The 21840-nt window shown below is 54.9% G+C and carries 20 protein-coding genes; 17 read left to right on the forward strand and 3 right to left on the reverse strand.

The genetic code is table 11. From position 1 onward, the window contains the following. The 12 genes from VQ830_RS15685 to VQ830_RS15740 all read left to right on the forward strand — a co-directional run. A partial coding sequence (locus tag VQ830_RS15685) for a hypothetical protein (protein ID WP_337269079.1) occupies window positions 1-246 on the forward strand: 246 nt, incomplete at its 5' end. A gap of 67 nt (window positions 247-313) precedes the next feature. Then, window positions 314-658 (forward strand): hypothetical protein, encoded by a 345-nt coding sequence (locus tag VQ830_RS15690; protein ID WP_337269080.1) that lies wholly within the window; start codon window positions 314-316, stop codon window positions 656-658. Between the two features lie 130 nt (window positions 659-788). Continuing rightward, entirely contained in the window at window positions 789-1001 is a 213-nt protein-coding gene (locus VQ830_RS15695; RefSeq protein ID WP_337269081.1) for a hypothetical protein, read from the forward strand. 130 nt (window positions 1002-1131) lie between these two features. Next, entirely contained in the window at window positions 1132-1947 is an 816-nt protein-coding gene (locus VQ830_RS15700) for a pseudouridine synthase (protein ID WP_438618004.1), read from the forward strand. Between the two features lie 2 nt (window positions 1948-1949). After that, on the forward strand, window positions 1950-2645 hold the full coding sequence (locus VQ830_RS15705; protein ID WP_438618055.1) for a phosphoribosyltransferase: 696 nt from the start codon (window positions 1950-1952) through the stop codon (window positions 2643-2645). Window positions 2646-2781: 136 nt separating this feature from the next. After that, the gene (locus VQ830_RS15710; RefSeq protein WP_337269083.1) at window positions 2782-3732 is read left to right on the forward strand and encodes a phosphoribosylaminoimidazolesuccinocarboxamide synthase; all 951 of its coding nucleotides are present in this window, start codon (window positions 2782-2784) and stop codon (window positions 3730-3732) included. A gap of 25 nt (window positions 3733-3757) precedes the next feature. Further along, window positions 3758-4357: a TetR/AcrR family transcriptional regulator gene (locus VQ830_RS15715; RefSeq protein WP_337269084.1), complete on the forward strand. Its 600-nt coding sequence runs from the start codon at window positions 3758-3760 to the stop codon at window positions 4355-4357. A 270-nt stretch (window positions 4358-4627) separates the two neighbouring features. Then, window positions 4628-6094, forward strand: a complete 1467-nt coding sequence (locus VQ830_RS15720) for an efflux transporter outer membrane subunit (RefSeq protein ID WP_337269085.1) — start codon at window positions 4628-4630, stop codon at window positions 6092-6094. Window positions 6095-6518: 424 nt separating this feature from the next. Beyond that, window positions 6519-7832, forward strand: a complete 1314-nt coding sequence (locus tag VQ830_RS15725) for an ABC transporter substrate-binding protein (protein ID WP_337269086.1) — start codon at window positions 6519-6521, stop codon at window positions 7830-7832. Between the two features lie 137 nt (window positions 7833-7969). Continuing rightward, a complete protein-coding gene (locus tag VQ830_RS15730; protein ID WP_337269087.1) occupies window positions 7970-8740 on the forward strand; it encodes an L-iditol 2-dehydrogenase in 771 nt (256 codons plus the stop codon). A 21-nt stretch (window positions 8741-8761) separates the two neighbouring features. After that, complete coding sequence (locus VQ830_RS15735; RefSeq protein WP_337269088.1) at window positions 8762-9769, forward strand: zinc-dependent alcohol dehydrogenase family protein; 1008 nt, start codon at window positions 8762-8764, stop codon at window positions 9767-9769. 104 nt (window positions 9770-9873) lie between these two features. Beyond that, complete coding sequence (locus VQ830_RS15740) at window positions 9874-10890, forward strand: LacI family DNA-binding transcriptional regulator (protein ID WP_337269241.1); 1017 nt, start codon at window positions 9874-9876, stop codon at window positions 10888-10890. A 65-nt stretch (window positions 10891-10955) separates the two neighbouring features. Here VQ830_RS15740 and VQ830_RS15745 read toward each other — a convergent pair whose 3' ends face one another. Beyond that, the gene (locus VQ830_RS15745; protein WP_337269089.1) at window positions 10956-12221 is read right to left on the reverse strand and encodes an arsenic transporter; all 1266 of its coding nucleotides are present in this window, start codon (window positions 12219-12221) and stop codon (window positions 10956-10958) included. Window positions 12222-12356: 135 nt separating this feature from the next. On the opposite strand from VQ830_RS15745, the gene VQ830_RS15750 reads away from it, so the two are divergent. The 3 genes from VQ830_RS15750 (at window position 12357) to VQ830_RS15760 (ending at window position 16694) form a co-directional block, all read left to right on the forward strand. Beyond that, a complete protein-coding gene (locus VQ830_RS15750; RefSeq protein ID WP_337269090.1) occupies window positions 12357-13604 on the forward strand; it encodes an MFS transporter in 1248 nt (415 codons plus the stop codon). Between the two features lie 176 nt (window positions 13605-13780). Further along, window positions 13781-14863 carry an AI-2E family transporter gene (locus tag VQ830_RS15755; RefSeq protein WP_337269091.1) on the forward strand — a complete coding sequence of 361 codons (1083 nt, stop codon included), beginning with the start codon at window positions 13781-13783 and terminating at the stop codon, window positions 14861-14863. Window positions 14864-14963: 100 nt separating this feature from the next. Continuing rightward, window positions 14964-16694 carry an ABC transporter ATP-binding protein gene (locus VQ830_RS15760; RefSeq protein ID WP_337269092.1) on the forward strand — a complete coding sequence of 577 codons (1731 nt, stop codon included), beginning with the start codon at window positions 14964-14966 and terminating at the stop codon, window positions 16692-16694. Between the two features lie 26 nt (window positions 16695-16720). Here the strand turns inward: VQ830_RS15760 and VQ830_RS15765 are convergent, their stop codons facing one another. Next, complete coding sequence (locus VQ830_RS15765) at window positions 16721-17629, reverse strand: hydrogen peroxide-inducible genes activator (protein WP_337269093.1); 909 nt, start codon at window positions 17627-17629, stop codon at window positions 16721-16723. 209 nt (window positions 17630-17838) lie between these two features. Between VQ830_RS15765 and katG the strand changes: the two genes are divergently transcribed. After that, a complete protein-coding gene (gene katG, locus VQ830_RS15770; protein ID WP_337269094.1) occupies window positions 17839-20022 on the forward strand; it encodes a catalase/peroxidase HPI in 2184 nt (727 codons plus the stop codon). 84 nt (window positions 20023-20106) lie between these two features. Here katG and VQ830_RS15775 read toward each other — a convergent pair whose 3' ends face one another. After that, complete coding sequence (locus tag VQ830_RS15775; RefSeq protein ID WP_337269095.1) at window positions 20107-20739, reverse strand: CHASE3 domain-containing protein; 633 nt, start codon at window positions 20737-20739, stop codon at window positions 20107-20109. Between the two features lie 420 nt (window positions 20740-21159). Here VQ830_RS15775 and VQ830_RS15780 point away from each other — a divergent pair, with 420 nt between their 5' ends. Beyond that, window positions 21160-21834: a DUF1007 family protein gene (locus VQ830_RS15780; RefSeq protein WP_337269096.1), complete on the forward strand. Its 675-nt coding sequence runs from the start codon at window positions 21160-21162 to the stop codon at window positions 21832-21834. The last annotated feature ends 6 nt before the right edge of the window (window positions 21835-21840 follow it).

The following is a 21840-nucleotide window of genomic DNA, read 5'->3' on the forward strand; positions in this document are numbered from 1 at the left end:
AGCTCAAAAGCCAAAACCCGCACAATCAGCAATCCAGCCAATCAAGGAAACAAGATACAAAGGCAACAACCGCTTGCAGCGCCCGCCGCCCTCGTCAGTGAGCGGGCTTATAGACCCACCCAAGCTAATCAGTCAACACCTACCCCAAAAGTTTTTGACATTTTTTTTACAAGGAAAACACAACGCCAGGTGGCCGGCTTTTGGAAGCACAGCGATATCAGGGGCGGCGTTAGCGACTGGTCGTGAACTTGGAACGGAACCGAACAAAGGGCTTCGGTGTTTCCAAGGCATAAATTGAGAAAGGAGAACCATTATGGCACCCAACACGGATAGTGATGATTACAAGAGTGCAGTTAATGACGACATTTCCTCGCTGAAGAAGGAAATTGCGCGTTTGCAGAAATTGGTCGCCGGCCATAGCGCAGAAGCCTATTATGAAATGCGCGATAAAGCCGGGAAGATCTACGACGAGGCGGCACCTCGCGCGAAGAATGCTGTCGACCATATCCGGTCTGAAAGCGCTGCCGCAGCACAGGTTGCGCGCGAACATCCAGCCGCGGCAAGCACGGCGATGCTCCTCGCAGGTGCAATCGGTTTCATTGCTGGTTACATTGTTGCAAAGCCTCAGCGCTCTCGCTCCCAATACTGGTGGCGTTAAGAGTACGCTCTTCTGACGACAAGCGGCGTCGGGCAAAGGCCCGCGCCGCTTTTCTTTCTTTACCGCGCGACAAAAGCAGTATTTAATCACGACTGCATATAAGAAGACGCACGTGACAGGGGAGGAAATCATGGACGCGTCAAGGGAGAAGGCCCGAAATTATATTGTCGAGGTCACTGCTGGTGGTAGAGGCGGCCCCTACGCCATCGGTATCATGAATGTCGAACAGGCACTCAGCCTGCCTGATATAGGTTTACTGTCGTATACGCATCCCGACCCCAAGAAGGCAGCGCGTGGTGTTGTTGTGGACCGTAGTGAACTGGCACGATTTGCTCAGCACTAAGGTTTTGGACGATCGAGGCGATGCATGTCTGGTTGAGTAATTGATCTGCAGCCTGCAGCTGTCGATATCGCTAGCAACGCGCGAAAAATTGGTGTTTAAGCCGTCCTTTCAGAAAATTGGGACGTCAGTGGTGAGACAACGCGTTTCGCATCGGAAGAAGACCGCACGCGAACAACGACCCGAGGAAGGCTCCGGCAAGCGAGTGATGCTGGCAAGAGCTCTTTCAAAACTTGGATACTGTTCTCGCACGGAAGCTGATCACCTAATTCGCCAAGGGCGCGTCTCGGTCGATGGACGCGCGACGATCAGCCCGGAGGCCTGGGTCGATCTCTCTCATGCGAAAATCGCGGTCGACGATGTTCCAATTCAGGCAAGCCAAAAGATCTATCTCATGCTGAACAAGCCGCGGGGAATGGTTACCACGCGCCATGATCCAGAGGGACGGCCCACCGTCTACGATTGCCTGTCGAAAGACGATTTGCCTTACGTCGCGCCCGTCGGTCGTCTCGACAAAGCGAGTGAAGGCCTTTTGCTTTTTACCAACGACACGGAATTCGCTCAGGCACTTCTCGATCCAGTGACGCATGTGACAAAGACCTATCATGTGCAGGTCGATCACCTCATCGATGATCAGACGCTCACGAAAATGGTCGACGGGGTAGATCATGAGGGCGAGCGCCTGAAAGCTCTTTCGGTCCGACTGCTCCGCTCTGGTGAAAAGAATGCTTGGCTTGAGATCCAACTCGATGAAGGTCGCAACCGCCATATCCGGCGTATGTTGGAGACACTGCAAATCGAGTGTCTGAGACTTGTTCGGGTTGCGATCGGCAATCTCGCGCTTGGGGATCTTCCCAAAGGCGCCAGCCGGCCTCTGGATAATGCTGAACTGCAAAGCCTCCAACAAGCAGTTCGCAACAGTGGCCAGGCACGGAATCTTTCTCGATGATCATGGAACCGCATGATTTCTGGCAGGCATTCGAACCTGCGCAGCCGCGGACGGTCACAGTTCCGCCAAGCTATGTTACCGAGATGCCTGATGGGCGCCGTCTTCGCCTGCCCATCCGCTTGCTCCCTAATCAGAAACAGGGGCTCGCTTCGTTGATCATCAATCAAGCAAGTTTCGTCGTTTTGGATGCGCTGGCAGATGCTTTGGCTTCCAAACTCTCGTCATACCGCCCCGATATCATCGTTGGGTTGCCGACACTCGGGTTAACGCTAGCCGCAGCTGTCGCCGTCAAACTCGGCCACGAGCGCTACGTGCCTTTGGGATTTTCGCGCAAATTTTGGTATGATGAGGAGCTGTCTGTTCCAGTTTCCTCCATCACAACGCCTGATCAGCAAAAGAAGCTCTATCTCGACCCACGCATGCTTCCGCTTTTGGAAGGACCGCGGGTCGTCTTGGTCGATGACGTCATATCGAGTGGGCGGTCGATCAGAGCCGCCTTGTCTCTGTTGGCGAGACGAAGGATCGAACCTGTCGCAATCGGTGCCGCCATGCTTCAATCGGACCGATGGCTCCATAGCTTGAAAGAAGGGCCGCAAGACGTTACTGGTTGCGTTGAAGGCGTGTTGCAAACCCCTCTCTTGCAATTGACTGCATCAGGCGATTGGCAGCCGGCTGACGAAAATGGCGCTGCCTCCTAAGCAAACGAAAAGACGGTCCGCGCGGCTTGACTTGATTGGTGAGCACACTAAAGCATGCGCATCAATCGCGGCTGCTACTTCTCTGAAGGTGGATCAACTGTGATGCAGGCAACCATGCTGTAATGGGGTTCAGATCATGCGCGTTCTTTCCCAAGCTCATTTCCCGGAACTGCCGAATTACTACCGCGGCAAAGTCCGGGAAAACTACGATCTTCCGGATGGGCGGCGCGTCATTATCAGCACGGACCGGCTCAGTGCCTTCGATAAGATCTTGACCTGCATTCCCTATAAAGGACAGGTTTTGACGCAAACCGCCCGCTACTGGTTTGAGGCGACCAGCGACATCTGCCCCAATCACGTTATCGACTATCCCGATCCGAACGTCGTTGTCGGCAAACGACTTGATATCCTGCCCGTCGAAATCGTCGTGCGCGGTTATCTCGCCGGTACAACCGGAACCTCCATTCTGACGCTCTATAAGAAGGGCGAGCGAGACATGTATGGGATACGGTTGCCCGATGGGCTGCGCGACAATGAAGTATTGCCACATCCGATCATCACACCCACAAGCAAGGAATTTGACGGCGGTCATGATGAACCGCTGACCCCAGCCGATATCCTTGATCGCGGATTGCTCGGTCAATCGCAGTGGGACACGGTCTCACAATATGCCCTCGCACTTTTTGCCAGAGGACAAGACTTGGCTGCGCGACAAGGTTTGATCCTTGTCGATACGAAATATGAATTCGGCACGGATGAGGATGGTAATGTCATCCTCGCCGACGAGATCCATACCCCTGACAGTAGCCGATATTGGCTTTCGGATGGATATGAAGCCGCGTTTGCGGCGGGCTCGCGCCCACCCAGCTTTGATAAAGATTTCGTTCGGTCCTGGGTGGCGGAACGCTGCGATCCGTACCACGACGAGATTCCAGAAATTCCTGAAGAACTGATACAGCAGACCTCTGAGGTCTATATAAAGGCTTTTGAGACGATTACGGGTCGGGCTTTTTCGAAGGATGATCGTGGCGAGAGCGTCGTCGACCGCGTTCACGACAACCTCACCGCCTATCTGTCGACACGCTAGCGGCTCCTTCTGACTTGAGGACCAAATGGCACGCATTCGAAGAAGCGCCGCAGAGACGAAAGAGAATATCTTGGCGACAGCCGAACTACTCTTTCGCAAAAAAGGGGTTTCTTCCGTTGCGGTGGCGGATATCGCTGCAGAACTTGGCATGTCGCCTGCCAATGTCTTCAAACACTTTCATACCAAGGCCGCTCTCGTCGATGCGGTTGTCGAGCGTCGGCTTCACGGCAAGACAGCACGGTTTTTATTGCCGGCGGCAGAAATGCCGGCTTCGCGTCGCCTCGAACATTTCGTTGTTGGTCTCGTCGAGAACCATCTCGAGGAGCTGGCGCAAAATCCCATCATCTTCGAACTCGTTATGGAAATAACTCAAACGAAGTCGCTTGCAGCCCAATGTTTCAAGCAGGAGCTGACAGAAGCGTTGAGGTCCATTGTCCAAGCAGGGATGGACGAAGGTCGCTATAATTGCAGCAGTGCCTCGTCCGCTGCCGAGCTTATCGGTCCGCTGCTCTCATGCGTTCTGCATCCCTTGTTCATTGCCCGTGACGATAAGGACACACTTTTAGCGCGCGCACGACAAATCGTGGCTTTCGTTGACGTGGGTTTGCGCAACAAGGCTTGCTAGGTGACGATTCATTGATTACGTCACTAACACTCTCTTTGAGTCGAAAGCGTTAAAGGCCGTTAATCCTAATTTGAAGCAAGCGCGCACACGTAAAATGAAATGTGAGTGTGATAAAAATGCACTGTGAGAAGCTTAAACACGTTGCTACAGTGCCGCGCGAATGGTTCGTCATAAACCGCTTTTGTTGATTCTATAGTGCAGAGATAAGCGAAACCCTAACGGCTTCGCGCAAACTGAAAACAAAGCTTGGTCGAGTACAGGAAGATATAGATGGTGTCCCCACGTTTTGCCTCACCGGCACTACTACTATTGTTGGCCAGCTGCTCTGTTGGCCCCGACCACGTACCGCCACAGATCCAGCTTCCTGCAAAATTCGGCGAAGGAACGGCAAAGCCCGCAAATGCCTCCGTGACAACGACCGCATGGTGGCGCGGTTTCCGCGACAAGAAGCTCGACGCTCTGGTTTCTGAAGGAATTACGCAGAACCTTTCGATCCAACAGGCTTTAGAGCGTATCAACTCGGCGCAAGCGCAGGTTACTGTCGCAGGTGCAGGGGCGCTGCCGTCTCTGGATATCGGTGGATCCCATACGGTCAGCGGACAGCTTGGAAAGGGCAATCCGAGAACTGGCGGCGCCGACGCCGGTGCCACCAATACATCAGCCGGCTCGGCATCGGTTTCGTGGGTCCTCGATCTTTTCGGTCAGTACCGGCGAGCCCGTGAAGGTGCACGCGCGTCTCTTGACGCTGCTTATGCCTCCGCCGACGCCGCCAAGCTTGCTTTTATCCAGGATCTGGCAAACAGCTACATCAACGCCCGTTATTATCAGGAGCGTATCGCTCTTTCGAACGGAGACTTGAAGTCGCGGCGCGAAACCTTCGATCTCACCAAGTTCCAGTTGGATGCCGGCGCAGCGTCGAGACTTGACGTCGTTCAGGCTGAAGGTCTTGTTCAGCAGACACAGGCGGAAATCCCAGGACTTGAAACGAGCTTCCGCCAGCAGGCACATCATATTGCGACGCTGCTTGGTAAACCCGCTTCTGCCTTGATGGACGAGTTGAAGCGGTCGGGACCGCAGCCGATATACCGCGGTCGTCTGGAGGCTGGTGTTCCGGCCGATCTTATCCGCAACAGACCTGATATTCGTCAAGCAGAGCGGAACCTCGCTGCCGCGACGGCTCAGATCGGCGTGGCAGAGGCCCAGCTTTATCCGACACTGACACTGAGCGGCTCGATCTCGCCGCAATATGTTCGTCCCGTCGGCCCCAACTTCAACCTGACCCCTTGGTCCTTTGGCCCATCGGTCACGCTGCCGATCCTGGATGGCGGCCGCCTGCGCGCCAACGTCGATATTGCGAAGTCAGACGCGAAAGTTCAGTACTTGGCCTGGAAGCAAACCGTTCTTTCCGCGGTTGAAGAGGTGGAGAATTATATCTCAGCAGTACGCCGCGATGCCCGCACGGTTGCTTCACTTCGCGCTCAGGTAAAGACGACGCAGGAATCGCTGCAGTTGTCGACAGCATCCTATAAGGATGGCGCGTCCTCGCTACTTGACGTTCTGGACGCGCAGCGGAACGTATCGACCGCACAAGCCAGCCTAGCTGCGGCGATACAACAGATGGCGACCGATTACGTTAATCTGAACATCGCGATCGGCGGCGGATACAATCCAGATGGCGCGCCGACGATAGCACCGCCAACGATTACGCCGGTCGCCGCAAAGTCGAAATTGAACTGATCACGACAGAGCTACTCTCGCCGCTCTATGCCCATCGCACCCCGAAGTTGGACAGCCAGCTTCGGGGTTTTCTATTTGACAGACAGTACCCGCGCACCCCGGTTTTTAGATGCCGCCTTTGCCAGGGCACATGTGATGATTTTCACGGTTTTCGAGAGCCGTGATGCGCTTTTCCATCGCCTAGAGAATGTCTTCCTTCTTCGTCAACCCGACAGTGAAACCTCCTAAAAAGTTTACGCGTGCCAAACTGTTGTCGGTGCAGATGAAATTAGGCGTACACAAACAGGACCACCGCCAAGATTGGGTCCGCATTAATCGGCGGCGGCCTTGTGAATGCAAGCAACTTGACAAACCGACCATCATCGTTCGATAAATCTTTACGCGCGTAAGCTTACGCGCTTATCCCGAAGGAGGAGCGGGCACCATGAGAACAATGATATCCATACTATCCGCTTCAGCAGCAGGTTTCGGCTTAATGGCTGGAATTGCGCAGGCTGACGAGCTGACAATCGCCACCGTCAACAACGGTGATATGATCATCATGCAGAAACTGTCGTCTGAGTGGGAAAAGCAGACCGGCAATAAGCTTAACTGGGTTGTGCTGGAGGAAAATGTTCTTCGCCAAAAGCTGACGACCGATATTGCCACGAAGAGCGGCCAGTACGACATCATGACGATCGGCGGCTATGAAGCGCCGATCTGGGGTAAGGCAGGATGGCTTCAGCCGGTTGACGATCTTGGAAACGACTACGACTACAACGACCTTCTTGAGCCGATAAAAGCCGGCTTGACGGTCAATCGTAAACTTTACGCGGTACCATTTTATACCGAGAGTTCATTCACGCTCTACCGCAAGGATCTTTTCGACGCAGCTGGTTTGAAGATGCCCGACCAGCCGACCTATGATCAAATCAAGGAATTTGCCGCTAAGCTCACGGATAAGTCGAAGGAGCAATACGGAATCTGCCTTCGCGGAAAGCCGGGCTGGGGCGAGAACATGGCTTTCCTCGGCACGATGATCAATACCTATGGCGGTCGCTGGTTCGATATGGATTGGAAGCCTCAGATCAATTCGACGCCATGGAAGAACGCCGTGACGGACTACGTCTCCCTGATGACGAAATACGGTCCCCCCGGTGCAACTGCAAACGGCTTTAATGAGAACCAGGCGCTGTTCTCAACTGGCCATTGCGCCATGTGGATCGATGCTACCTCCGCAGCGGGCCGCGTTTACGACCCTAAGCAGAGCAAGGTTGCTGACAAAATCGCATTCACCCGTGCGCCGGTCGCGGTCACCCCGAATGGATCGAGCTGGTCATGGTCTTGGAATCTGGCAATCCCCCAGACCTCAAAAAAAGTCGAGACAGCCAAGTCGTTCCTGAAATGGGCTACCTCGAAGGACTATGTGAAACTTGTCGGCGAAAAGGAAGGGTGGGTAGCAGTGCCGCCCGGTACGCGTAAATCGACCTATGCTTTGCCTGAGTATCAGAAGGCGGCACCTTTTGCTGATACCGTTCTGAAGGCTATTTTGTCAGCCGATCCTTCCAAGCCGACGAAGGATCCTGTGCCGTATACAGGCGTCCAGTTCGTCGCAATACCAGAGTTCCAGGCTATCGGCACAGTGGTTGGCCAGCAAATTGCCTCAGCGCTCTCAGGACGTGAGACGGTCGACGCAGCGCTGAACGCTTCGCAAAAGCAGGTTGAGCGCGACATGAAGAAAGCCGGCTATCCTAAATAAGCCAGCCGATCTGCATGCCTCTGTTGACGCGCTTTCGCTCTCAACGTGACGCGTTTCTATCTCCCGGCGAGACCGCCGGGACACATTCTAATAACTGCGATCGCCGTTAACGAGAGAGCGGCGCGAGGGAGACAATCATGAGACTGAAAGATAAAGTTGCGTTGATTACAGGCGGTGCGCGCGGGATTGGCCTCGGCTTTGCCGAAGCCTTCGTCAAAGAAGGTGCAAAGGTCGTGATCGCCGATATCAATATTACGCGCGCCCAAGAAGCCGCCACGCAGATCGGCCCTCAGGCCAAAGCGATCGCTCTCGACGTTACAGATCTTTCCCAAATCGATGCTGTCGTGAAATCCGTCGATGGCGAATATGGCGGCATCGACATTCTGGTGAACAACGCAGCGATCTTCGACATGGCGCCGATCAATGAGATTACCGAAGAAAGCTATCTCAAGGTCTTCGATATCAATTTGAAGGGACCGCTTTTTATGATGAAGGCGGTATCCAACGTCATGATCTCCCGGGGCCGTGGCGGTAAAATCATTAATATGGCGAGCCAGGCTGGCCGTCGCGGCGAGGCTTTGGTGACGCTCTATTGTGCTTCCAAGGCTGCCGTTATCTCTGCAACCCAGTCAGCAGCGCTTGCCCTGGTCAAGCACGGCATCAATGTCAATGCGATCGCGCCGGGTGTCGTTGACGGCGAGCACTGGGACGTTGTCGACGCGCAGTTCGCAAAATGGGAAGGCTTGAAGCCGGGCGAGAAGAAGGCTGCCGTAGCAAAGTCGGTGCCGATTGGGCGCTTCGCGACCCCTGACGATATCAAGGGTTTGGCGGTGTTTTTGGCTTCCTCCGATAGCGACTATATCCTTGCCCAGACGTACAACGTCGATGGTGGCAATTGGATGAGCTGATATAAACATTGGAAGCAATTGATGCAGGCTATTGTCTTTTCCGAAAAGGGCACCGCGACCGTCGAAAAGATCGACATGCCCGAACTGCGCCCAGGGCATGCCCTCATCCGAATCAAGGCTTCCGGCCTTTGCCATACAGATATCGACGTGCTGCATGCCCGCTATGGCGAAGGGCGTTTCCCGATCGTTCCCGGGCATGAGTTTGCAGGCTGCGTCGAGGCTGTCGCCTCTGATGTTCGGTCGCTGGCTCTCGGAGCACGTGTCGTTACAGATCCAAACCTGCCCTGCGGCACCTGTCGTTCCTGTCAGAAAGGCCTGACAAATCTTTGCCGCGACCTGAAAGCCTATGGCGTGACGACCAATGGCGGATTTGCCGAATACTGTGTGGTAAAAGCCGAACATTTACATGATATCGGCACGCTCGACTTTGCCACCGCCGCCCTTGCCGAGCCGCTCGCCTGTGTCTTGAACGGACTGCACAGCGCGGGATTGCAGGAAGGCGCCATTGCTCCAGAACGCGCACTTGTCTTTGGTGCAGGGCCAATTGGACTTCTAATCGCCCTTTCCTTGAAGGCGCGGGGCGTGAAAGAGGTTTCGATTGCGGATATAAACGAAGCAAGATTGGAATTTTCCGCCGATTTGGGACTGACACCTTTAAGGTCGGCATCAGGAGACTTGGCTTCTTTCAGGCGTCATTTCGATTTCGTCGCAGATGCGACGGGGATTGCCTCCGTGGCCGAAGCGATGATCGACTACACCGCAGACGGCGGCACGATCATGATTTTCGGCGTGTGCGCGCCGGAGGCACATATTTCTATTGCGCCCTTCGAAGTCTTTCGTAGGCAAATCCGGATTTGTGGATCGCATTCGCTAAACGGGAATATTCCTGAGGCGTTGGGCATTTTGCATCACGATGAGGGTGCGATGGCGCGGCTGGTGTCACACCGGCTGGCGTTGCAAGACGTGCTTCGGTTTTTCACGAGCAAACCGTCAAGCGCTGCCATGAAGGTGCAATACACGTCGGAATGAGAGATGGAAGATTGCAGCAGCCGCTGCCTTTTCCTCCTCTTCCCAATCGTTTAGGAACCGAAAGGAAACTGGGGGAATAAGCGTTGGGCAAGACCATCAGGACGATGGAAGATTTTTCGGAATTCGTCGGTCTGTCGCGACCGACGGTTTCCAAATATTTCAACGATCCAACCTCGGTGCGCAAAAAGACGCGCGACGCCATCGAGGTCGCGATTAAAAAATCCGGCTTCAGCCCGAATATGTTCGCCGTCAATCTCAATCGGCGACGCAGTAATATCGTTGGGGTCGTCATTCCAAATTCGACTGACCCATTCTACATGGCCCTGACGCGCCGGATCGAACGCATCGCGACAGATGCGGGCTTTCTCGCCTTTATCCTCTCATCAGACGGAAGCGCCGAATTAGAAGAACGCGCCATCAGAACTCTGAAATCAATGAATGTCGCCGGCGCAATCATCGCTCCGCTGGGGGTTGATTCTCACCATAAAGTCCTTGGAAAACTCGGCAACTCAGTTCCGATTGTGTACGTGGACTCGCCGATCGAAAGCGACACTTCGTCTTTCGTTGGAACAGACAATCGCCAAAGTTTTGGGCTCATCGTCGATTATCTTTGCCGCTCCGGTGAACCGCCCTGCTACCTTGGCATGCCGCGCCTTAATACAAATGCCGTCACCCGCCAGAAAGCTTATGAAGAGGCCATGGTCCAATTTGGGCTGGGACCGAAAATCATCTTGGTGCGTGAGACACGCAGTTGGGAATTCGAGGCTTTCGGCTTCGAAGAAATGTCGAGATTGATATCAGAAGGCCGCGCACTTCCCTCTCGGACCGTACTTTGCGCCAACGACCGAATAGCCTTTGGCGCAATTGCTGCGGCTTTCCAAAACGGGTTAAGAGTTGGTCACGGACCTGAATGCGATCTTCGGATTGCCGGCCATGACGACCATCCGCTTTCACGCTATGCCTGCCCGCCCATTACCACCGTTGCCCAGAATTACAACGAGATCGGCAGACTTGCGATGGACATGCTGCTTGAAAAGATTGAAGCAGAGATCTCGTCACGCGGGGCCGAGGATCGGCAGGTGTTGCTGAAGGCCGAACTTATGTTGCGCAGCTCTGCCTGACCTCATCTTTTTGCATGCGCGAGCCGCATCTTTCAAAGCGATCCAAACACAGCTCCCATCGATGTTCAATGGGGGCCAAACAACACGATGGCGGCAAGGGCGACGGCCAGCGCTGGAAACATGACGAGCATGCCGAGCCTTAAGAAGGCCATCGCGCCCATGTCGAGGCCTTCACGCCGCAACGCGGTTAGCCAGAGAATCGTTGCAAGCGAGCCCGTGACGGAAAGGTTGGGGCCTAGATCAACGCCGATAAGAACTGCCCCTGCCACGGTATCGGATACATGCGCGGCGGCAACGGCGCTACCTGCAAACAAGCCCGCCGGAAGATTGTTGACCAGGTTGCAGACCACAGCAACAATGAAACCCGCCCCTGCGGCAGTGCTCTGCGGAGAGGCTGCCGCATAGGACGACAGGGTCGACGCGAGCATTTCCGTCAGTCCCGTCTTTCCAAGGGCTTCCACCACGACGAAGAGGCCAGCGACGAGAGGCAGCACGCTCCACGAGACGCCCTTAAGAACCTCGACTGGCGACTGCCTGTTGACCAACAGTACGATCAAGGAAATGGCGGCACCGGCTACGAAGGTTGGAATACCGAGATCGGCGCCCATTGCGGACGCAATGACGAGAAGAACTGCCGTGATGATAAGGCCGCTTCCAGCAATCTTCGCGCTCTTCTTAAGCTGTGGTCTTTCCACATTCTCGGCGATTGTTTCCTGGGCTAACTCGTGACGTTGCGTGAGGTAGAGAACGAGGAAGGTCGCAGCAATTGCACCAATAGAAGGCAGGCCGAAGATGGCAAGCCAACGGGAAAGGGCAGGCATTTCACCGCCCGCGAAAACGACCAGATTGGCCGGATTGGAAATGGGCAGCACGAAGCTTGCGGCATTGGCGATGAACGCGCAAATCAGCAGATAAGGGAGAGGAGACTTGACCTTTGCAGCACGACAAGCGGCGTAGACCGCTGGCGTCAACACGACTGCGGTTGCATCATTCGACAGAAAAACCGTTACAACAATACCGACCAGATAGATCAGCACGAAGAGGCGTGTTGGAGACCCCTTCGCATAGGCTGTTGCGATGGCGGCGATCCAATCGAACAGCCCTTCAAGCCGAGCGAGTTCGGACAAAAGCATCATGCCAATCAGGAAGAGATAGACGTCAAAGCCCTTCGAGATACCCGTCCAGACGTCTATTCCGGTAATCGTCCCGAAGAGGAAAAGCAGAAGAGCGCCCAGCACCGCCCAAACCGCTTCCGGCAAGCGAAATGGTCTGACAACGATGCCGAAAGCAGTAAGGCCGGCGATGCCCCATGTTATTGACGTTGCTGTCATACCTGGCTTTCTTCCTGACTGATCATTCGCCGGGAGATGTAACAGCCCTTTTCAGAGAAGCAAGTAGCGGATCGTACGGAACCTTACACTGGCTGTCCCGTTTTAAGCGTGTTTATTCCCTTTTGGATTTTACCTATGACTTTATCTGGCCGTGTTACTCGCCGCTCGCTCATCTCACTTGCTGTTTTGAATTTCTTTCTCGCCGATGCTCGAGATGGGCTTGGTCCATTTCTGGATGGATTTTTGGCGACCCATGGGTGGTCTCCAATGACGTTGGGGTTCGTCGCCACGCTAGGCGGTGTCCTTGGGATGATTGCAACACCTTTGTTCGGAGCGTGGGTGGATGAAAGTCATCGCAAACGGCTACTGATCGCTCTTCCCGTTGTTTTGGTAACAGTTGCATCCCTGTGGACGCTGATTACCCCAAACGATGCCTCTGTTTTTGGTGGCCAGTCGGCAACGGCCGTGGTCGGCGCTATTGTCGGACCCGCATTGATGGGCCTTACATTAGGCCTGGTCGGCCAGCAGCAATTTTCCCATCAGGTTTCCAAGAACGAATTCTGGAACCATGCCGGGAACGTCTTTTCTCTTGCCGGGGTGTATGTCGCCTCGACTTATTTCGGGCAGAACGGCGTTATTGGGCTCATGATCCTGACCGCTGCAGCAACCCTGGTCGCGGTCTTTTTCATCCGGCCGCAGGAAATCGATCACAACGTGGCGAGAGGCCTTGAACAAGACGATGGCGGGCCCGGACCGTCGGGTTACTCCGTGCTGATCAGTAGTCGCGGGCTCATCTTGTTGGCCATTACCTTGATGATCTTCCATTTCGGAAACGCCCCGATCAGCCGCTTGATCGCACAGAATTTCTCGATCCAGCTTGGCACGCCCTTCCGTACCACCGCAATCACGACGGGCGTCTCACAAGTCTCTATGATTGCCGTTGCCGTTGCCGCACCATGGATTATTGCGCGCTTCGGGCTTGGCTTTGCTTTCATCGTCGCGCTTTGCGCTCTCCCCGTGAGAGGCGCTATCGCCGGCTTTTTTCCTGAATTCTTTTCGATTTACCCAGTGCAGATCTTGGATGGCGTTGGCGCCGGCTTGATCGGCATTGCAACACCTATCGCGGTGGAACGCATATTGTCCGGCAGCGGTCGCTTCAATGTGGGCTTGGCGGCAGTCATGACCGTACAAGGTATCGGTGCATCAAGCAGCAACATGGTTGCAGGCTGGCTTACCCATCTCGGCGGTTACCAGCTGGCCTACTGGGTGCACGGAGGCGTAGCCGCGCTTGCGCTTGCAGTTTTTCTTATCGGGCGACATGACATTGCTCCGCATAGCAAACCTGGAAGAGGATCGGCTAAAGGTTCGCTCGCCGCAGGCTGACGCATCGGCGGGAAAGGATCAATCTGCCAACGCCTGACCCACTGCCATAAGAGTGTTTGTTAAAGGTTTGGTCGAAAGGGTATCAATGAAGGGCGTATCCTGTCACAGTTGACACGACACTTCGCAAATGAGAGCCATTTCCAGTTTCAATTCAATTACTTCGACAGGAGCCGATTTTGTCCGTACAGCGTACAAGCTTCTATATTCTCTTGGTTCTCGTCACGCTTGGCTTCATCGGCGTCATCTTGCCCTTCTACTCGGCGGTCTTCTGGGCGATGGTGTTCGCAATCCTTTTCTTCCCTCTGCATTGCTGGATTGAAGATCGGCTCGGTGGCCGGCGCAGCCTAGCGGCAATCTTCTCCGTCTGCATTTGCCTCTTCCTGGTGATTGTCCCGGGTCTGCTTATCCTTGGTTCTCTGTTTCAGGAAGGCAATAAGCTTTACCAGCAGATCTCAAGCGGGCAGATCGACCTGCCCGGCATGGTGAAGAAAGTTCAGGACAGCCTGCCGGATTTCGTTCGTGACCGTATCGATGCTCTCGACGCGCAGGGCCTTGAAAATATCGCAAGACGCTTGTCCTCCAGCCTGATGCAAGGCAGTAGCTTTTTTGCAGGGCGGGCCTGGAACTTCGGTCAGAACACCCTGCAATTTTTCGTCGTCTTTGGTGTCATGATCTACCTTCTGTTCTTTCTCTTCCGCGACGGCCGGATGTTGGGCAGAAAGATTATGGAGGCCATTCCGCTCAGCGCCTCGCATACGCGCCGCTTTACGGAAAAGTTCACCTCGGTTGTCCGCGCCACGGTGCGGGGCAATATCATCATTGCCGTGGTGCAGGGCGTCATCGGCGGCGTCACGTTTTGGTTCCTGGGAATCGAGCCAGCCTTGCTATTCGGGGTCCTCATGATGTTCATGTCGCTTTTGCCAGCCGTCGGGGCTGCGATTGTATGGGGACCAATTGCACTTTACCTCGCGATTTCAGGCTCTTATGCCTCCGCCATCATCTTAGTGGTGGTAGGTGTGGTTGTGATCGGCCTCGTCGACAATCTGCTTCGTCCGCCGTTGGTCGGTAAGGAAACCAAGATGCCGGACTATGTCGTCCTGATATCGACGATCGGCGGCATTTCGCTCCTTGGGATCAACGGCTTTGTCATTGGGCCTGTAATTGCGGCTCTTTTCATCGCTGCTTGGACAATCTTCATCGAGGAACGCGACAGGGATGAGGCTTCGGCAAAGCCGCTTATCATCGAAAAGCGTCTTTAAGATCGGATCGCGCCACGCGTGAAAACGGCAAGGTGACGGTTAGTGTCGTGTGCTTCAAACATCGACATTTTGCTGTGGGGAACCTATGAAATAACGCATCATGCTCATGCGCTTCTTTGAATATTACCGCCCTTATCGCCGGCTATTTGTGCTGGATTTCAGCTGCGCCATCCTGTCGGGCCTGCTTGAGCTCGGCTTTCCAATGGCCATCAAACTGTTCGTCGACAGGCTGCTTTTAAGCCAGGAATGGGTCTTGATCCTTTTGGCTTCAGCCGGCTTGCTGGTGGTGTATGTCGTCAACACCGGGCTGATGGCGATTGTGACCTATTGGGGCCATATGCTTGGCATCAATATCGAAACGGACATGCGTCGCGCAGCCTTCGACCACCTGCAAAAACTCTCGTTTCGCTATTACGACAATCAAAAGACCGGTCATCTTGTCGCGCGCCTCACCAAGGACCTTGAGGAAATAGGAGAAGTCGCCCATCACGGACCGGAAGATCTCTTCATTGCGATCATGACATTCGTGGGCGCATTGATCCTGATGATCAGCGTCCACTGGCAACTCGGCGTAATCACCGCGATTGTCGTTCCTTTAACGGCATGGGTCACGAGCCGCTACGGTAGTCGAATGACGGCGAATTTTCGGGCGCTCTTCAACCGTGTCGGTGATTTCAACACGCGTATCGAGGAGAATGTCGGCGGCATGCGCGTCGTGCAGGCCTTTGCCAATGAAGATCATGAGCGCGGACTTTTCGAACGCGACAACCAGAACTATCGGAAAACGAAGCTCGAAGCTTATCGCATCATGGCCATGAGTACGTCGCTGAGCTACATGAGTATGCGGCTGACGCAGATGATCGTCATGGTCGCTGGCAGTTACTACGTCCTCGCCGGCGCGCTTTCTGCCGGCGGCTTCGTCGGCTTCCTTCTCTTGGTTGGAGTATTCTTCAGACCGATCGAGAAAATCAATTCGGTGATCGAGACCTATCCGAAGGGCATTGCCGGCTTCAGGCGTTTCACCGATCTTTTGGACACTGTACCTGACATTGTTGATCAGCCGAACGCCAAGACTGTGACAAAGCTCGATGGCGATATCGTCTACACAAAGGTCTCCTTCGGTTACGATCTTGGCAAGCCGGTACTCCGCGATGTCGATCTTACGATTCGGGCTGGCGAAACCGTCGCGTTTGTCGGGCCGTCAGGCGCCGGCAAGACCACGATCTGTGCCTTGCTGCCGCGCTTTTATGAGGCGACAAGCGGATCCATCACGATCGACGGCATCGATATCAAGGCGATGACGCTCGCCTCTCTCCGACGGCAGATCGGCGTCGTTCAGCAAGACGTATTTCTGTTCGGTGGAACGCTCCGGGAAAACATCGCCTATGGCAGGCTTGGAGCGGATGACGAAGCCATTTTGGAAGCGGCCCGGCGTGCGCATCTTGAGGATATGATCGCAGCCCTGCCGGACGGACTTGATACCGTGATCGGGGAGCGCGGCGTCAAGCTTTCCGGAGGACAAAAACAACGCGTCGCTATCGCTCGCATGTTTCTCAAAAATCCACCCATTCTTATTTTGGACGAAGCCACCTCAGCGCTCGACACCGAGACCGAGCGCGCCATCCAAAAATCGCTGGCAGAACTGGCCGTCGGCCGCACCACACTCATCATCGCGCATCGGCTGGCCACAATCAGAGATGCGGACAAGATCGTCGTGGTCGAGAATGCAAGCGTTGCGGAGCATGGTTCGCACGCACAGCTTCTAAGGCGCAATGGCCGATATCGCCAGCTTTATGATGCACAGGCGATACAGGCCAAGGTTTCTGAGTAGGACCGCAAAGCCCTACCGCATTGAAATCAGGCTTGGCTTTGCCTCAAACTCTCGGCGGCGGCTTTGATCACCTCAGAGACTTGCAGGATCTGCCTGACTAGCGGTGTGGACTTGCGCCATATGACGCCGATGGTCCGGCTCGGGCGCGATGAGGAAAAGCGGCAAATCGAGACGTCAGCAGAGCGCGTTTCGATGCCAACAGCCATGTCCGGGATCAAAGTTATGCCGATACCGGCACTGACCATTTGAACAAGTGTCGACAGCGAACTGCCTTCCATCACTTCCCGCGCCCGCGCCGGGCCGATATTGCAGAACGAGAGGGCCTGGTCGCGAAAGCAATGTCCCTCCTCCAGCAACAGCAAGCGCATTTCCCGCAACGCATCGGGCTCCGGGACCGGTTTGTTGCGATCGTCACGGTGCCTAACGAGGACGAATTCTTCGTCGAACAGCCTCATCTCGCTGATCGAAGGCTCTGAAACGGGCAGAGCCACGATGGCAAGATCGAGCCCGCCTTGGGCAATCTCTTGTGAAAGCTTGGCCGTCTGGGTTTCTCTTATCTCAATCTGAATCCCTTCAAAGGCCGTGTTGAGTTCTCTGATAATGGCCGGCAAAAGGTAGGGTGCAATTGTCGGGATCACACCGAGACGTAGTCGCGCTAAAAACTGTTCTCGCGAGGCACGCGCCAAGTCTGAGAGTTCATCGACCGACCTTAAAATGTCGCGAACACGAAGGGCAAAGAGTTGCCCGAAAGCTGTCAGCCTGACTTCTTTTGCGCCGCGCTCAAAGAGACTGCTGCCCAATTCCTCTTCAAGTTCCTTGATTTGCATGGAGAGCGCCGGCTGCGAGATGGCGCATGCTTCTGCCGCGCGGCGAAAGCGTCCGTCCCGCGCAAGCGCTTCGAAGTATCGCAGCTGTTTCAACGTCACATTTCTCATAAGTTGAACTTATCGCAGTGATCAGTAAATCCAACTTAAATTTGATACCAACCTCGGATAAGAAGGCGTCAGGAGGAAGTCCGCTAGGCGTCGACGACTACAGACCGGCCAAAGCCTTAATGCAGATTCATATTCCTGGTTAGATGTCGGAGCATCGATAGAAAACCTGTCCTTTCAAGCCGAACAGTGAGCTATCAAGGAGAAATCCCATGGACAACAAAGTAGAAACAGGCGGGAAATGTCCCGTTGCGCATGGCCCCGCAGGTGCAAAAGGCCGTGGCAACAAGGAATGGTGGCCAGAACAGCTGGATGTGCAGATCCTTCATCAGAAGAACAAGATCGCAGATCCGATGGGCCCCGACTTCAACTATGCCGACGAATTCGGAAAGCTCGATTACGAGGGTCTCAAGCGCGACCTCCACGCGTTGATGACAGATTCGCAGGATTGGTGGCCAGCCGATTTCGGCCATTACGGCGGCCTCTTCATCCGCATGGCTTGGCATAGCGCCGGCACATACCGCATCACGGACGGCCGTGGCGGCGCAGGCGCTGGTCAGCAGCGCTTTGCTCCTCTCAACAGCTGGCCGGACAACGCCAATCTCGACAAGGCGCGACGCCTTCTTTGGCCGATCAAACAGAAGTATGGCAACCAGATCTCCTGGGCAGACCTCTTCATCCTGACCGGCAATGTAGCACTTGAGTCCATGGGCTTCAAGACGTTCGGCTTTGCCGGTGGTCGTGTCGACACGTGGGAGCCGGAGGAGCTGTTCTGGGGCCCGGAGGGCACTTGGCTGGGAGATGAACGCTACAGCGGTGAGCGTGAGCTTTCCGAGCCCCTGGGCGCGGTGCAGATGGGCTTGATCTACGTCAACCCAGAAGGCCCGAACGGTAATCCTGATCCCCTCGCCTCGGCGCGCGACATCAGAGAAACCTTCCGCCGCATGGCGATGAACGATGAGGAAACTGTCGCGCTGATCGCCGGAGGCCACACGTTCGGCAAGACGCATGGTGCAGGCGATCCGTCCCTCATCGGTGCCGAGCCGGAAGGCGGTGCCCTTGAGGATCAGGGCCTTGGCTGGAAGAGCAAGTTCGGCACCGGCTTTGGCGCAGACACCATTACGGGTGGCCCCGAGGTGACGTGGTCCCAGACCCCAACCCAGTGGAGCAATTTCTTCTTCGAAAACCTCTTCAAGTTCGAGTGGGAACTCACGAAGAGCCCGGCTGGCGCATACCAGTGGAAGGCAAAGGATGCAGAACCGTCCATCCCGGATGCGCACGATCCTTCCAAGAAGCATCTCCCTACCATGCTGACGTCAGATTTGGCGCTTCGCTTTGATCCGGCATACGAAAAGATCTCGCGCCGTTTCCTCGAAAATCCCGATCAATTCGCAGATGCATTTGCTCGCGCCTGGTTCAAGCTGACCCACCGCGACATGGGCCCGAAGGTTCGTTACATCGGCCCCGAAGTGCCCAAGGAAGACCTGATTTGGCAGGACGTCATTCCTGCGGTCGATCATCCGCTGGTTGACGAGAAGGATATTGCTGATCTGAAAGCCAAGGTTCTGGCATCTGGCCTTTCGGTACAGGAACTGGTCTCGACGGCATGGGCGTCCGCTGCAACCTTCCGTGGCTCCGACAAGCGAGGCGGCGCCAATGGCGCACGGATTCGCCTTGCGCCGCAGAAGGACTGGGAGGTCAACCAGCCAGCGCAGCTTGCCAAGGTTCTCAGTGTTCTTGAGGGAATCCAGAAAGACTTCAACGGCGCACAGTCAGGCGGAAAGAAGATTTCGCTTGCGGACCTTATCGTCCTTGCTGGCGCAGCCGGTGTCGAACAGGCAGCCAAAGCCTCTGGCCACGCCATCACCGTTCCGTTCACACCGGGACGGGCTGATGCCTCGCAGGAACAGACTGATGTCACGTCTTTCGAAGCTCTGAAGCCGCGTGCAGATGGCTTCCGCAACTATCTCAGCGGACGTCAATTTATGAAGCCGGAAGAGGCGCTCGTTGATCGGGCACAGCTTCTCGACTTGACCGCGCCAGAGATGACCGTACTCGTCGGCGGTCTGCGTGTCCTCAAGGCCGGACAGCCTGCACATGGTGTGTTTACGCACAACCCGGAAACGCTGACGAACGACTTCTTCGTCAACCTTCTCGACATGCGCACGCAGTGGGCACCTGTCGAAGGCAAAGACGGCGTTTACGAAGGTCGCGATCGCAAGAGCGGCGAACTTCGCTGGACGGGTACGCGCGTTGACCTGATCTTTGGCTCACATTCGCAGCTTCGCGCTTTGGCAGAAGTCTATGCGCAGTCAGATGCCAAGGAAAAATTCGTAAACGACTTCGTCGCTGCCTGGACGAAGGTGATGAACGCGGACCGTTTCGACCTCGTATAAATGAGTCAACAGATGAGGGGCGCGGCTTTCGCCGCGCCCCTTTTCCATTCCAAGTTTATCACCACCTCCGCAATACGGCCCAACTCAACGCAGCGCGGCGGCGTTTCCGGAACCGCGCTTATTTTTGCGCGCCAGATAAAGCTCAACAAGCATACGCGTCACAAATGAAGCAAGGCCGACCAGGACCGCAACGATCCGGATACGGGTTTCATCCTTGTCGACTTCGGATTGGCGCTTCGAGAGAAGCGATTTCTCGCTCTCCGTGAGGTCGCCGATGACACGGCGAATATCGTCCATGGTCGCTTTTTCCATCATCGCGACCTCGAGAGCCCTTGCGGCATCGGGACCTTGGTTATCATGAACGTCGATCGAATGCTTCAGTTCACCGAGCTTTGTGTCGATCAACGTGTCAAGCCGGCGAACCCGCTCTTCTTGATCCGCATTATCGGAAATCCCCGTCTTGAGATCGCTGCGTAGGTGGATCAACCTGGAAAGCGCTTTATCGTAAGGATCGAGATACCGTCGATCGCCGCTCAGAAGATAACCGCGTTGACCGGTTTCTGCATCATCCAGACCGATAAGCACGTCCTTGGTGGTATCGATGACCTGGAATGTGTGGACCACGAGATCCTGATGATCGCTGAGCAGCGTGTGGGTCCAGCTGGTTGCCACGACCCCGGCGGCAATTACAACGCCGACAGGAAGGGACCGTAGCAAAACCGGTTTCGTGAGATACGTCTGTTTTAGGGACTGCCATGACCAATTCATTCTCAGACACGTCTCATCAATACAACGGCAGAATGGGCGTCGTTTCCTATCATCCGCATCCCCTCTAATCCGTACTTTTCCTGCCAGCGTGCGTTCTTCCATTCACCTTGCACTCACTGGAATAAATTCAAGATCGCCTGGACGATTCCTTTGTCCGGCAGGCTATTTAACGCGTTCGCTCAGGGCGAATTTCGGGCGTGGTTTTCGTGGGGACGTATCGCGCGTTCGAAGCAGGCCGCTACTTCGAAGTCATCACGCTTGACACCAGAATTTCCTCTTCTTCAACTTATCGTCAATTTGAAGATCAAGAAGATGATTTTTTGCGCGAAAACTTAAATCGGACGCAATCGCTGAACACTCAGCTCTGATATGAAGCTGCAAAACGTCAAACAAGCCGAAGTAACATGGGTCCTTGCCATAGCCAGCACGCTTTGCGCATTGGCAGCTCCCTCGGCGGCGCTTGCGCATCCGCATATTTTCGTTGATGCGAAGTTCGAGGCGATCTCAGATGCCAGCGGAAATCTGATGGAAGTGCACGATATCTGGCGCTTCGACGAGGTTTTCTCCTCATCCGTTCTGCTGGACTACGACAAAAACCAAAATAACACGCTAGACCCACCAGAGCTGAAAGCAGTTGCCAAAACCGTCAAACAATCCCTGGCTCAATACAATTTTTACACCAATATCACGATCAATGGCAAAGCGGTAACACTCGATCCGCCTGACGTGCTGCATGCCGACTATAGCGACGGCGCCTTGACCCTTTCCTTCGTGCAAAAGCCAAAGCAGCCGACACCTTTGAAGGGTTTGATCATATTCGGAGTCTACGACCCGAGCCTTTACACAGCTCTCGACTTTGTCGATGACAAAGACTTGAAGGTGACTGGGCAGGGCTTCAATCGCTGCTCTCGCAAGGTGGTCCGACCCAATTCAAAAGAAATACTTGCCGAAAATCAGGCCATGCTGACCTCCTTGTTTTTCAGCGACCCTAAAGGCACGGACTATTCACAGCTCGTGGCAACGCGGTTGGAAGTGCGATGTTAAGGCTTT

Source organism: Oryzifoliimicrobium ureilyticum, assembly GCF_037199735.1.
Taxonomy (GTDB): domain Bacteria; phylum Pseudomonadota; class Alphaproteobacteria; order Rhizobiales; family Rhizobiaceae; genus Rhizobium; species Rhizobium ureilyticus.